This window comes from Longispora fulva (assembly GCF_015751905.1).
Lineage (GTDB): Bacteria > Actinomycetota > Actinomycetes > Mycobacteriales > Micromonosporaceae > Longispora > Longispora fulva.
In genome coordinates this window covers 3,472,016-3,484,804 of sequence record NZ_JADOUF010000001.1, presented here as the reverse complement: position 1 = coordinate 3,484,804, position 12,789 = coordinate 3,472,016, and the positions used below count along the sequence as shown (strand labels likewise).

Genomic DNA, 12,789 nt, shown 5'->3' with positions numbered 1-12,789 from the left:
CATGACCTTGAGCACACGGTGACCGAAGGGCGTCGATGCGTTCACCTGGCCGGTGCGCCGATCCTCCAGCTCAGACCGTCCACTCTGTACGGAGCGCTCGATCCCCTCGTACCCGCATGTCAGAAGAATTTGCTTTCTGGTCGCTTCCGGGTAACAAGGGTTGCAGTTGAGCCGACAAGTGGGCACAAGATTTCCTGTTAGCGTCTGCGGCGTCGCCTTCCGTGGTGATCCCGTCAGAGGGCGGCGAAGTCCATCCACATGCTTTAGGAGCAGAGTTGAGCAACATCAAGCGTCTCGTGACCGCCGTGGCCGCCGTTACCCTCGGCGCCGGTCTGTCCCTGGCCGCCGCCGGTTCCGCGCAGGCCGCCACTCCGGAGTGCGTCGCCTCGTTCCAGCCCGCGAACGGCGGCATCAACCCCGCGTACGTGGCCTACACCGGCACCATCACCTGCCTGCACAGCCACCGCGCGCTCACGGTCAACGTCCACGGCTGGGACGCGTCGAAGACGGGGAACTTCCTCGACGTCACCAACACCCGGACCAACGCCAGCACCGTGTCCGTCACGCTGTACTACGCGCCGAGCACCCCGAACTGGGGCTTCACGGTGGACGGCACGTACCAGGGCTCGTCCTCGCTCGTCGCGGTGACCCCGGTCAGCGGCCCGAACCTGTAAGGACCTGAGAGTGTTCGGGCGGTGGTGGCCGGCGCCGGTCACCACCGCCCGAACCCCGCTCAGGTGATGACCCGGGATTCCAGAGGTGGCAGTACCCCGTCGTGCGGTACGTCGGCGACGGCCGCACGCCGCTGCTGGTACAGGGAGTACCCGATCAGCGCGACGAGGACGCCCCCGAGGATGAGCGACGCGCCGACCGTGCCGTAGCCGAGCCCGCCCTTGACCGTCGGCTTGCTGAAGAAGTCGCCGGCCGTCGCGCCGAGCGGCCGGGTGAGAACGAAGGCGACCCAGAACAACAGTGTGGTGGAGACCGGAGTGAGGTAGCGCGCGAGGACCGTCAGGGTGATCGCGCCGCTGACCACGACCGCGCCGCCGAGGAACCCGAGCCCGGTGTCGTCGGCGAGGTAGTCGCCCAGGGACGTGCCGAGGGTGTTGGAGATCAGGATCGCCGCCCAGTACAGCACCTCGCCGCGGAACGTGCTGATGTCGTCGACGGCGAAGGTGTGCCCGCTCAGGTACCAGATCGAGAACACCACGGCCAACAGGGTGATCAGCACGACCGCGCCGGTGGCGTAGCCGAGGCCGGCGGTGCGGTTCATGAAGTCCGACATTGTGGTGCCGGCGGTGCTGGTCGACAGGATCACCGTCCAGTACAGCGCCGGGTGGAAGCGCTTCGCCCGCAGTTGGGTCACCAGGCTGACGAGGAACAGGCCCACCAGGACGAGCGAGCTGACCGCGTAGCCCACCTTCATGGTCTGCGCGAGGAGGTCACCGGCCGTCTCGCCGAGTGTCGTCGCGGCTATCTTCATGATCCAGAAGATCAGGGTGACCTGTGGGAGCTTCTTCATGCGCACTTCTTCCTAACGAGACACCCGGGTACGGAGTGGCGATCTCATCCTCTATCCGACAATCGCGGCTATGCGGATGAGAGTCAACACTCCGGGCCCCTTGTCGCGCCCTTGCCCGGCGCCGCTCAGGTGGTCGAGGAGACCGCGCCCGCCGCCGGTCGGCGGGCCAGGACGCCCAGTGCCACGCCGAGCGCGCCGAGCAGCACGGCCAGGGCCTGGTCGCTGCGCAGCACCCCGTCCAGGCCCCGGTCCAGCGGCGGCAGCGTGCCACCGGTGATGACCAGCAGTAGCGCCCCGAGCAGGCAGGCCAGCCCGACGTAGCCGAGCAGTCCGACCCGCGGCCGGGGCAGCCGCATGTCGCGCTGCTCCGCCCACCGGAACGCACCGACGAACACCGCGAGCAGCAGCCCGAGGCCGGCGAGCCACAGCGGGCGGGTCCACCACCAGGTCGCGGTGCCGGGGGCCGGCGGCGTGACGCCGAGGCCGAGCAGGAGCACCCCGAAGACCAGGAAGGCGGCGGTCAGGTGCCACAGGTACACGGTCATGCTGTGCCGCTGGACCCACCGCACCGGCCGGTCCGGCAGCCGCAGGATCAGCGGTCGCAGGAGCAGGACGAGCGCTATCTGGTACCCGGTGAGCGCCACCAGGCACACCGTCGGCGGATTCATGTTGGACATCGCGGCCCCGGGCATCCCGATCATGCTCGCCGGGTACGGGCCGAGCGCCACGAGGCCGGCCAGCACCGCCACTCCGGCCCCGGCGACCGCCCCCAGTCGGCGGCGTGACCAGCCGGCGAGGGTGCCGTCGGCGTGGAAGAAGCCGAGCTGGTGCGGGATGAGCCAGACGACCACGGCGTTGAGGTAGCCGAGTTCGGTGACGCCGGTGGCGAACCGGGCCACGTCCACCGCGACGGCGCACCCGGCGAGCCCGACCAGCACCTTCCACCGGTACCGGCCGTGCAGCCGGCCGAACAGCGGGGCGCAGGCGAGCACCAGCAGGTACACGGCGATGAACCACAGCAGTTGCGGGGCGGTGCCGGCCGCGCGCCGGACGGCGGCCCACGGCACCCCGGCGGCGACGAGCGCCGGCCCGGCCACGGCCCACACCGCGAGGAACACGCCGATCGGCCACAGCAGCCGTCCGAGCCGGCGGCGCAGGAACGACCAGCCGTCGGTCGACCGGCGCAGCGAGCCGTACGTGGCGCACCCGGCGGCGAAGAACATCAGCGGCATGATCTGGGCCACCCAGGTCACCGCCCAACCGCCGGTGCCCGACAGCGCGTTGCCGATGTCCAGCCGGTGGCCGTCCCAGGCCACGACCGGCATGAGCCAGTGCAGCAGTACCACCGCCACGGTGCCCAGCGCCCGCAGCGCGTCAACGAACCGGTCCCTCGTTTGCATGCCATCGAGCCTCCCCAACCGGCCGGCCCCGCACGATCCCGCAGCCACTCCTCTTCGGGGTACGGCTAGCGGTACCTCCGCCGCCAGGACTCATAGGTGTGACCTATGACCCTATCGGCGCTGGCCGCCTACCCGACCGCGCGCGGCCCGGGTTTACTGCAAGCAACCATCGGTCCGCCCGCCGACCCGTCTGCTCGGAGGAGCGTCCTGTCATGTCCCGCCCGATCCGGATCGCGATCGTCGGAGCCGGCCCCGCCGGGGTCTACGCCGCCGATGCCCTGCTGAAGTCCGACGCCGCCGCCGAGCCCGGGGTCTCGATCGACCTGTTCGAACGGATGCCGGCCCCCTTCGGGCTGATCCGCTACGGCGTGGCCCCCGACCACCCGCGGATCAAGGGCATCGTGACCGCCCTGCACAAGGTGCTGGACAAGCCGCAGATCCGGCTGTTCGGCAACGTCGACTACCCGAACGACCTCACCCTCGACGACCTGCACCGGTTCTACGACGCCACGGTCTTCGCCACCGGCGCGACCGCCGACCGGGCGCTGGACATCCCCGGCGTCGGCCTGGACGGCTCCTACGGCGCGGCGGACTTCGTCTCCTGGTACGACGGGCACCCCGACGTGCCGCGCACGTGGCCGCTGGACGCGGAGAAGGTCGCCGTCCTCGGCGCCGGCAACGTCGCCCTGGACGTGGCCCGGATCCTGGCCAAGACCGCCGAGGAGCTGCTGCCCACCGAGATCCCGCCGAACGTGCACGCCGGCCTGCGCGGCAACCGGGCCCGGGAGGTGCACGTCTTCGCCCGTCGAGGCCCGGCCCAGGCCAAGTTCAGCCCCATGGAGCTGCGCGAACTCGACCACTCTCCGAACATCGAGGTCATCGTCGACCCGGAGGACATCGAGTACGACGAGGGCTCGGCCGCCGAGCGCCGGGCCAGCAAGCACGTCGACATGGTCGCCTCGACCATCGAGAACTGGGCCATCCGCGATGTCGGCGACCGCCGGCACCGGGTGCACCTGCACTTCTTCGAGTCCCCGGTCGAGGTGCTCGGCGCCGACGGCCGGGTGAGCGGCCTGCGCACCGAGCGAACCGAACTCGACGGCACCGGCAATGTCCGGGGCACCGGCCGGTTCACCGACTGGGACGTGCGAGCCGTCTACCGCGCCGTCGGCTACTACTCCGACGAGCTGCCCAAGCTCCCCTTCGACCCGATCTCCGGCACCGTCCCGCACCGGTCCGGCCGGGTCCTCGCCGCAGACGGCTCCCACCAGACCGGCACGTACGTCACCGGCTGGATCAAGCGCGGCCCCGTCGGCCTGATCGGCCACACCAAGGGCGACGCCAACGAGACGGTCGCCTGCCTGCTCGCCGACCACGCGGCCGGCGACCTGCCCGGCGCGGCGGCCCCGGAGCCCGACGCCGTCGTCGCCCACCTGCGCGACCAGGGCGTCCGGTACACCACGTGGGCCGGCTGGAACCAGCTCGACGCCCACGAGCGTGACCTGGGCACCGCCGAGGGCCGCGAACGGGTGAAGGTCGTCGACCGTGAGGACATGCTCCACCACAGCGGCGCCTGACGGCGGCGCCGACATGTCGCGCGATGGCGATGCCTGACGGCGGCTATCCGCCGTAGGTGACCCACCGATAGTGCAGCCCGGTGCTCGACTCGGCCCAGTCGGTCGCGGCGAGCACCGGCCGGTGCACCTCCGGCGCGGACACGTCGCCGTCGAACGCCTCGGCCAGCTCTGTCACCACCACCCGGTCGGCGAGCGGCAGCGCCTCTGCGTAGACCGCGGCACCGCCCATCACCCAGACGTCCGCGCCGGCCGCCGCCGCCAGGGCCTCGGCGAGGGAGGCGAACACCTCGGCGCCCTCGGCCCGCCAGCCGGTCTGCCGGGTCAGCACCAGGTTGCGCCGGCCGGGCAGCGGCCGGAACCGGGCCGGCAACGAGTCCCACGTCTTGCGACCCATGATCATCGTGGCGCCGGCGGTCAGGGTCCGGAAGTGCGCCATGTCCTCCGGCAGGTGCCACGGCAGGGCGCCGTCCAGGCCGATCACGCCGTTGGCGGCCTGTGCCCAGATCAGCCCGAGGGTCATACCGCCACCGGGGCCTTGATCGCCGGGTGGTGCCGGTAGCCGACGATCTCGAAGTCCTCGTAGGCGTAGTCGAACAGCGAGTCGGCCTTATGCAGGGTCAGGCGGGGGAACTCGTAGGCCTCCCGGCTGAGCTGTTCGGTCACCTGGTCGACGTGGTTGTCGTAGATGTGGCAGTCCCCGCCCGTCCAGATGAAGTCGCCGACCTCCAGGCCGACCTGCGCGGCGATCATGTGGGTCAGCAGCGCGTAGCTGGCGATGTTGAACGGCACGCCCAGGAACAGGTCGGCGCTGCGCTGGTAGAGCTGGCAGGACAGCCTGCCGTCGGCCACGTGGAACTGGAAGAACGCGTGGCACGGCGGCAGCGCCATCTGGGGGATCTCCCCGACGTTCCAGGCCGACACGATCATGCGCCGGGAGTCCGGATTCTCACGCAGAGTCGTCAGGAGCTCACTGATCTGGTCGATGTGGCCGCCGTCCGGGGTCGGCCAGGAGCGCCACTGGACCCCGTAGACCGGGCCGAGGTCGCCGTCGGGGGCCGCCCACTCGTCCCAGATCGTGACCCGGTTCTCGCGCAGCCAGCCGACGTTGCGGTCGCCGCGCAGGAACCACAGCAGCTCGTAGGCGACGGACCGGAAGTGCACCCGCTTGGTCGTGACCAGCGGGAATCCGCGATCCAGGGCGAACCTCATCTGGTACCCGAACACCGAGCGCGTCCCCGTGCCCGTGCGGTCTTCCTTGCGGGTCCCCGTCGACAACACGTGCCGCAGGAGGTCCTCGTACTGGGTGTCCGGCATCCGCTCAGCGTATAACGGCTGGCGGCGCCCTCCACGGGGACGGTGCGCCGGTGGTGGAGGCTAGGGGCGTGGTGCCGCGTAGTGGCGGGTGGCCCATGCCTGGTAGTGCGGCGCGTGCGCGATCAGGTCCCGGTACGCGCCGGTGACGTAGTGGTGCAGCGCGTCGGCCACGTCCCCGCACGGGCTGTCCGTGCGCCACAGCAGCAGGTGCCGGAACCAGATCGGCGTGCCGGCCAGTGGTCTGATCAGCATCCGGTCGCTTGCCCGGTGGGTCGGCTGCACCGCCGTCACGCCCATCCCCTGGAAGATCATCGCCTCCAGCTGGTCGAGTGCCATGACCTCGTGCACCGTGTCCGGCGTGAAGCCCGCCGCCCGGCACGCGGCGTAGAAGACGCCGGGCCAGCCGGCCCCGTCGTCCGGGGTGACGAACCAGGCGTCGCCGGACAGTTCGCTGAGCGGTACCTCGGTGTGGTGCGCGAGCCGGTGGTCGGGGGGCAGTGCCACGAACGTCGGCTCGGTGACGATGGCGCGGTGGGCCAGACCGGGGGAGAGCGCGAGTTCCCGGCCGGGGTAGTCCGCGCCGAGGGCCACGTCGAGCTGGTCGTTCTCGAGCAGGGTGACGAGGTCGCCGGTGGCGTACTCGTTGATCACCACCACGCGCAGGTCCGGCATCGCGCCCCGCAGCCGGGCGAGGAGGCCGGGCAGGGCCGGGGTGTTGATCGCGCCGAGGCGCAGGGTGCGCACGGGCGGGGTGGCGGGCCGGCGGCCCAGGTTGTCCGCGCGGGCCAGCACCTCGCGGGCCTGGGCGACGACCTCCAGGCCGTGCGGGGTCAGTTCCACTCCGGTGCCGCTGCGCAGGAACAGCGGCTCGCCGAACATCCGCTCGATCCGCCGCAGCTGGGTGCTCATCGCCGGCTGGGTGGCTCCCACCGCGACGGCGGCCCGGCCGACGCTGCCCAGGTCGGCGAGGGCGCACAGGATCCGCAGATGCCGTAGTTCCAGCTCCATCGGCGGGTCCTCTCTCGGGACGGGCCACGGTACCCGCCGGGTGGTCACGGGACGCCGATGTTATGCCCCGCCTGCGGTTTTCGCATCCCCTCGGCGCGTTGTTCCCGGCGGTACGGCATGAAATTCTTCGCATCACACCTCACCCCTCCCCTCAGAGGATCCACGATGTACAGAACCCTCGCTGTGCCCAAACTCGTCTCCGTCGCCGTGGCGGCCGTGGCCATGGTCGGCCTGGTCGCCGGCCCGGCCGTCGCGGCACCGGCCAGGCCCGCCCCGGCCCGGCCGGCCCCGTCGGCCCCGCCGTCCGCTCCGCCGGTCGCGGACCTCGACGCGCCGGGGCACCAGAGCCGGCCGTTGACGCCGGCGGACGTACCCCCGCGACCGGGTTTCGGGGGTGTCGCCGGCGCGTCCAGGATGGCCGCGGCTCCCTGCGTGCCGGCCGACTTCGGTTCGAAGACCGACGCGGCGCTGGTCAGCTTCGTCAGGGCCGCCGACCTCACCTGCCTCGGCAAGCTGTTCGACGTCACCGGCGCCGACGCGTACAACATCTTCCGCGAGGCGCAGATGGTCACCGTCGCCACCGCCTACCGGGACGCCGCGACGGCCTACCCGGGCGACAACTCGACCAACGTCCTGCAGCTCCAGTACTTCCTGCACGGCGGGTACTGGGTCCAGTCCCGCAACGCCTCCGTCGGCTCCTACGGCACCGCCCTGCGGACGGCCCTCGACGCCGGCCTGGACGCGTTCGTCGCCAACGGGCACTTCTCCGACGCGGCCGAGGCCCACGCGCAGGTCCTCGACGAGTGGCTGATCATCGTCGACTGGGCCCAGGAGTCGGGCCGCTACCAGGGCGCCTACCAGCGGATCCTCAACGGGTACGCCGAAGCCGCCGCCGGTGCGTGGCTGAGGAAGACCGTCGATGACCTGTACGGCAACCTGTGGCGCGCCCATTCCCAGCCGGCGTTCCTCGCGGCGTTCAACGCGGACCCGGGCGTGGCCGACGGGCTGCGCAACCTGGCGTACAACAACCGGCCCGTGCTCGCCGGGGGCGGCGCGTCCGCGCTGCGGGTCATCAACGCCGCGCGGGAGCTGTCCCGGCTCCTCGACCAGACCGCCTCGCGGTCCAGGACCCGGCCGCTGGCCAAGGGCCTGGTCGACGCCACATCGCTGAACTCCATCGCCGCCGGCGCCGGGGTGTGGGGGATGATCGCCAAGTCGATCGACTGGTTCGACGGCGGCAACTGCGCCTACTACGGCACGTGCGACTACGCCACCCGGCTGGCCGCCACCGCGCTGCCGACCACGCACGCCTGCGACGCCGGGCACACGGTCCGGGCCCAGGACCTCACCCCGGCGCAGCTGACCGGCACGTGCACCAGCGTGCGGGACCAGGACGCGTACTTCCACACCGTCGTCGCCGACAGCGGCCCGGTCGCCGGCGACCTGAACACGAACATCGAACTGGTCATCTTCGACAACTCCGCGAACTACCAGGCGTACGCGTACCCCATCTTCGGCATCGACATCAACAACGGCGGCATGTACCTGGAGGGCACCCCGTCGGCGGCCGGCAACCAGCCCCGGTTCCTGGCGTTCGAGGACCCGCGCGCGCTGCCGGTGATCCCGGGGATCTGGAACCTCAACCACGAGTACACCCACTACCTCGACGGCCGCTTCGACATGTCCGGGGACTTCTCCGCCGGCCAGGTCGTCCCGGACATCTGGTGGGTCGAGGGCTTCGCCGAGTACGTCTCCTACAGCTACCGTCACGTGGACTACACCGCTGCGATCACCCAGGCCGGCAACCACACGTACGCGCTGAGCACCCTGTGGCAGACCACCTACGCCAACACCAACCAGACCCGCACCTACAACTGGGGCTACCTCGCGGTCCGCTACATGCTGGAGAAACACCGCTCCGACGTGCTGGCCAGCCTCGCGAAGTTCCGGGTCGGCGACTACGCAGGCGGGTACGCGTACTACAACAGCACCATCGGCACCCGCTACGACGCCGACTTCGACGGCTGGCTGACCGCGTGCAACGCCGGGGCGTGCGCCTCGGCCGACGTCCCGCCCCCGGCCTGCACCGACCCGGACATCCGCGCGCTCGGCCGGGACTGCTCGCGCGCCGACCGGTCGGCCACCACCGGCAACCTGGACTACCTGTTCCTCTACCTGCCGGCCGGCAGCACGACCCTGACCGTCAGCACCTCCGGCGGCACCGGGAACCCCGACCTGTACTACAACCCGGCCGGGTGGGCGACCCCGTCGGCGTACACCGCGCGGTCGACGAACGCCGGCACCACGGAGACGCTCACCGTGTCGAACACGACGGCCGGCTACCGCTACATCAGCCTGTACGCGGTCTCGACCTTCACCGGCGTGACCGTGACCGTGCACTACTAGGTCCAGCTGACCGGGTTCCGGGCACCCGGAACCCGGTCAGGCCCCGTCGACCTGTGGCGGGGCGCCGAGCTGGTAGCCGACGCCGCGCACCGTGTGCAGGTAGGCGGGCCGCGCGGCGGACTCGCCGAGCTTGCGGCGCACCGCGTACACGTGGGTGTCGATCGTGTCGCGCCCGCCGGCCGGGACGTGCGGCCGTAGCCGTCGGGTGAGTTCGGCCCGCGGGACGGTGCGGTCGCGGCGTTCGGCGAGGTGGCTGAGCAGCTCGAACTCCAGCCGGGTGAGGCGCAGGTCGCGGCCGTCGATGGTCGCCTGCCGGCCGACCGGGTCGATCCGCAGGCCGCCCACGACCAGCAGGGCCGGTGGTTCCGGTTGGGTGCGGCGCAGGACGGCGCGGATCCGGGCGTCGAGCTCGGCCGCGGAGTACGGCTTGACCAGGTAGTCGTCGGCGCCCGCCAGCAGCAGTCGCGTCACGTCCTTGTCGTGGCCGCGTCCGCTGGCGATGACGACCGGCACCTCGGACATGCTGCGCACCATGTCCAGGACGAGGCCGCCGTCCAGGTCGGGCAGGCCGAGGTCGAGGACGACGAGTTCGGGCTTCCAGCGGGTCACCTCCCGCAGCATCGCCATGCCCGACTCGCGGGCGCAGACCTGGTGCCCGGCGGCGACGAGGGCGCGTTCGAGGGCGTCGCGCACGTCGGCGGCGTCCTCGGCGATCAGGATCCTGGCCACGGGTCACCTGCCTGCGCTGCGGGGCGGACACTCAGGGGCCCGAGGCTACCGTGCGCCGACCCCCGGCGGGTGCGTCAGAAGAACATCCGGCCCGGACGGGTACGGTCGCGCAGCGCCGCGAACCGCTTGATGTTGACCGGGTGGCTGGACAGCAGGTTGACGAGGAACACGAAGAAGCCCCGGTCGGTGGCGCCCCGGTCGGCCATGGCGTCGAAGTCGACCTGCGGGTACAGGTACTTTCCCGCGGCCAGCACTGTCATGCCCCGGTGCCCCTGCGGGCAGACCGCGTAGCCGTGGTTGTCGGCCGTGTACTCCTGCGCCCGCGACAGCGTCGCGCCGATCGCCGGGACGGTGTTCATCACGGCGGTGCCGATCTGCCGCCAGTACGAGGCGTGGCCGGCGCGGATGTGTCCGAGTTCGTGGCCGGCGACGAACGCGAACGTGTCCGGGTCGCCGAGGCGTCCGCCGACCTCGAACAGGTCACTGTGGAACGCCAGGTACCGGCGGAAGCCGTGCCCGGAGGCGAACGCGTTGATCACGCCGTTGCCGAGGACCACGTACGCGTCCGGGGTCGTGGCCAGTCCCATCGCGCGGGCGGCGTCGACGATGATGGCGTGCGCCTGGGGGAACTGGGTCGGGGTGATCCGCACCCCGTTGACCCGCTGGGTCGCGAACAGCCGACCACGCGCGAGGTAGATCAGGATGGGCAGGGCGAACACCGTGGCCGCCAGTTCCTCGTCCACGGAGGCCCCGCTGACGAGGAGCACGAACACCGTGACCACGGCGCCGACGGAGAACAGCACCCCGAGCACCACCATGGGGATCTCCCACGGGTGCCGCCGGGGCCGGGGGATGGGTCCGCTCACCACGCTCGCCTCGGACACGCGCCACCTCTGTACAGAAATGTGATGGTTTGATCGAGAGACTAGCGCAGCGACCTGCCCGAAGTGGGCGATCCGGGGGGAGTCGGGGCGGGCGGCTCCTCCGACGGTAACAACGTAACAGGGATCTTGACGGAGCACTATCGGCCAGGTGTCCGACTGCGCCCGATAGGGACGGTTGGTTAGATTCTGCCGATGCCCACACACGAGATCACCGCGGCCGCCGCGGGCACCTGGACCCTCGGCGACCTCACCGTCAACCGGCTCGGTTTCGGCGCGATGCGCCTGACCGGCAGCGCGGCGTTCGACCTGGGCGTCCCGAGCGACCGCGACCGGTCGATCGGCGTACTGCGCCGCGCCGTCGAACTCGGCGTGAACCACATCGACACCGCCGGCTTCTACTTCTCCCCGCTGCGGTCGGCCAACGAGCTCATCAACCGGGCACTGGCCCCCTACGCCGACGACCTGGTCATCACCACCAAGGTCGGGCCGATCCGCGACGCCGCCGGTGAGTGGCTCGGGCTGGCCCGCCCCGACCAGCTGCGCGGCCAGGTCGAGGAGAACCTGCGCCAGCTCGGCCGCGACCACCTGGACGTGGTGAACCTGCGCACCCACGGCCTCGACTCCGTCAGCGAGCACTTCGGCGCGCTGGCCGAACTCCGCGACGCCGGCCTGATCCGGCACCTGGGCCTGTCCAACGTCCGGGTGGAGCACCTCGCGCAGGCCCGGGCGATCGCGCCGGTGGTGTGCGTGCAGAACAGGTACGGCCACGACACCCGCAACGGCGACGTCGTCCTGCGCGCCTGCGGGGAACAGGGCGTGGCGTTCGTGCCGTTCTTCGCGATCACCGGCAACGGGCGCGAGGAGGGCGGGGTGCTGGCCGACGACCGGATCGCCACCGTGGCCCGGGACCGGGGCGTCTCCGCGGCGCAGGTCAGGACGGCCTGGACGCTCAGCCGCGGGCCGCACGTCCTGGCCATCCCCGGCACCGGCGACCCCGACCACCTCGCCGAGAACGTGGCCGCCGCGGCGCTCCGCCTCACCGACGAGGAACTCGCCTTCCTCGAATAGCCCCGGACCTCCGACGCGTGGCTACCGCCCCGGGTGGACGGCCGCCGCCGGCTACCGCCAGGGTTGCGGCCGATCTACATCGGTCGTCGGATGCCCGGCGGGTCCGACGACCGTAGATTGCTGGCGTACCAGTCGCTGCGAGAATCGAGGACCGACGATGACCAGACTGCGGATGATGACGACGATGCTCACCGTCGGGGCGGTGGTCGTCGGCACGGTGTTCGTGACGGCCCCGGCCTGGGCGGCGGCCTCCTGCGCGCAGACCCGGCCGTTCCTGTCCGAAGGGGACCGGGGCGGCTGCGTGCCGTTCCTGCAGGCGAAGCTGGGCGTCACCGCCGACGGGGTCTTCGGACCCAGGACCACGAGGGCGGTGAGGGACTTCCAGTACCTGTGCGGGTACCGGGGCCGCGAGGTCGACGGCCTCGTCGGTCCCAGGACCTGGGCCGGTCTCCTCGACCGGGCCTGCGTGTAGGGGCTACTCGGGCACCGTGCTGGCGTGGGCGGCCACGACCCGCCAGCCCCGCGCGTCGTCCCTGATCCAGGTGCGGGTGTAGCGCATCCGGGCGTGGAAGGAGTCGTCGCCGAAGGTGCCGGCGAGGGTGCCGAGGAACCAGGTCACGCCGGTGGCGCCCTCCACGAGGACCCGCAGCTCCTCCTCGTCGACCCGGGTGAGCGACTGGGCGCCGGAACGCTGCAGCTCCAGGTCGTCCCGCTTGGTGTACGTCCGCCCGTGGACCCCGAGGGTGAAGATCAGCCGGTCGTCGAGGAGCTGGTCGAGGGCGTCGGCGTCCCCGGCGAGCTGGGCGGCCTGGAGCCGGCGCTCGGCGGCGCGCAGCTCGGCGGTGGGGTCACTCATGGTCACTCCTGCGTGGTCGGCGGAG

13 protein-coding genes are annotated in these 12,789 nt (G+C 71.5%); 5 read left to right on the top strand and 8 right to left on the bottom strand.

The window, feature by feature from the left end; genetic code table 11:
• The first annotated feature begins 275 nt into the window (after nucleotides 1-275).
• Nucleotides 276-674, top strand: coding sequence for a hypothetical protein (locus IW245_RS15330; RefSeq protein WP_197003850.1), 399 nt, complete (start codon nucleotides 276-278; stop codon nucleotides 672-674).
• Nucleotides 675-733: 59 nt separating this feature from the next.
• On the opposite strand, the gene IW245_RS15325 is transcribed toward IW245_RS15330, so the two are convergent.
• The gene (locus IW245_RS15325; protein ID WP_197003849.1) at nucleotides 734-1,522 is read right to left on the bottom strand and encodes a COG4705 family protein; all 789 of its coding nucleotides are present in this window, start codon (nucleotides 1,520-1,522) and stop codon (nucleotides 734-736) included.
• Nucleotides 1,523-1,647: 125 nt separating this feature from the next.
• On the bottom strand, nucleotides 1,648-2,922 hold the full coding sequence (locus IW245_RS15320; protein WP_197003848.1) for an acyltransferase family protein: 1,275 nt from the start codon (nucleotides 2,920-2,922) through the stop codon (nucleotides 1,648-1,650).
• Nucleotides 2,923-3,134: 212 nt separating this feature from the next.
• Here IW245_RS15320 and IW245_RS15315 point away from each other — a divergent pair, with 212 nt between their 5' ends.
• Nucleotides 3,135-4,499, top strand: coding sequence for an FAD-dependent oxidoreductase (locus tag IW245_RS15315; protein ID WP_197003847.1), 1,365 nt, complete (start codon nucleotides 3,135-3,137; stop codon nucleotides 4,497-4,499).
• Between the two features lie 43 nt (nucleotides 4,500-4,542).
• Here IW245_RS15315 and IW245_RS15310 read toward each other — a convergent pair whose 3' ends face one another.
• From IW245_RS15310 to IW245_RS15300, 3 genes are read right to left on the bottom strand one after another with little or no spacing between them, the layout of a single operon-like run.
• Nucleotides 4,543-5,019 (bottom strand): dihydrofolate reductase, encoded by a 477-nt coding sequence (locus tag IW245_RS15310; protein WP_197003846.1) that lies wholly within the window; start codon nucleotides 5,017-5,019, stop codon nucleotides 4,543-4,545.
• Nucleotides 5,016-5,813 carry a thymidylate synthase gene (locus IW245_RS15305; RefSeq protein ID WP_197003845.1) on the bottom strand — a complete coding sequence of 266 codons (798 nt, stop codon included), beginning with the start codon at nucleotides 5,811-5,813 and terminating at the stop codon, nucleotides 5,016-5,018. The genes IW245_RS15310 and IW245_RS15305 overlap by 4 nt, the downstream gene beginning before the upstream one ends.
• Nucleotides 5,814-5,873: 60 nt before the next feature.
• Nucleotides 5,874-6,821: a LysR family transcriptional regulator gene (locus IW245_RS15300; protein ID WP_197003844.1), complete on the bottom strand. Its 948-nt coding sequence runs from the start codon at nucleotides 6,819-6,821 to the stop codon at nucleotides 5,874-5,876.
• A gap of 165 nt (nucleotides 6,822-6,986) precedes the next feature.
• Here IW245_RS15300 and IW245_RS15295 point away from each other — a divergent pair, with 165 nt between their 5' ends.
• Nucleotides 6,987-9,227, top strand: a complete 2,241-nt coding sequence (locus IW245_RS15295; protein ID WP_197003843.1) for a M9 family metallopeptidase — start codon at nucleotides 6,987-6,989, stop codon at nucleotides 9,225-9,227.
• A 36-nt stretch (nucleotides 9,228-9,263) separates the two neighbouring features.
• Here the strand turns inward: IW245_RS15295 and IW245_RS15290 are convergent, their stop codons facing one another.
• Together IW245_RS15290 and IW245_RS40685 are read right to left on the bottom strand one after the other, a co-directional pair.
• Complete coding sequence (locus IW245_RS15290; RefSeq protein ID WP_197003842.1) at nucleotides 9,264-9,956, bottom strand: response regulator transcription factor; 693 nt, start codon at nucleotides 9,954-9,956, stop codon at nucleotides 9,264-9,266.
• A 74-nt stretch (nucleotides 9,957-10,030) separates the two neighbouring features.
• The gene (locus IW245_RS40685) at nucleotides 10,031-10,840 is read right to left on the bottom strand and encodes a M48 family metallopeptidase (protein WP_197003841.1); all 810 of its coding nucleotides are present in this window, start codon (nucleotides 10,838-10,840) and stop codon (nucleotides 10,031-10,033) included.
• Nucleotides 10,841-11,032: 192 nt separating this feature from the next.
• Between IW245_RS40685 and IW245_RS15280 the strand changes: the two genes are divergently transcribed.
• Together IW245_RS15280 and IW245_RS15275 are read left to right on the top strand one after the other, a co-directional pair.
• Complete coding sequence (locus tag IW245_RS15280) at nucleotides 11,033-11,908, top strand: aldo/keto reductase (protein WP_197003840.1); 876 nt, start codon at nucleotides 11,033-11,035, stop codon at nucleotides 11,906-11,908.
• A gap of 157 nt (nucleotides 11,909-12,065) precedes the next feature.
• Nucleotides 12,066-12,380: a peptidoglycan-binding domain-containing protein gene (locus tag IW245_RS15275; protein ID WP_197003839.1), complete on the top strand. Its 315-nt coding sequence runs from the start codon at nucleotides 12,066-12,068 to the stop codon at nucleotides 12,378-12,380.
• A gap of 3 nt (nucleotides 12,381-12,383) precedes the next feature.
• On the opposite strand, the gene IW245_RS15270 is transcribed toward IW245_RS15275, so the two are convergent.
• Nucleotides 12,384-12,764 (bottom strand): nuclear transport factor 2 family protein, encoded by a 381-nt coding sequence (locus IW245_RS15270; protein ID WP_197003838.1) that lies wholly within the window; start codon nucleotides 12,762-12,764, stop codon nucleotides 12,384-12,386.
• Between the last annotated feature and the right edge of the window lie 25 nt (nucleotides 12,765-12,789).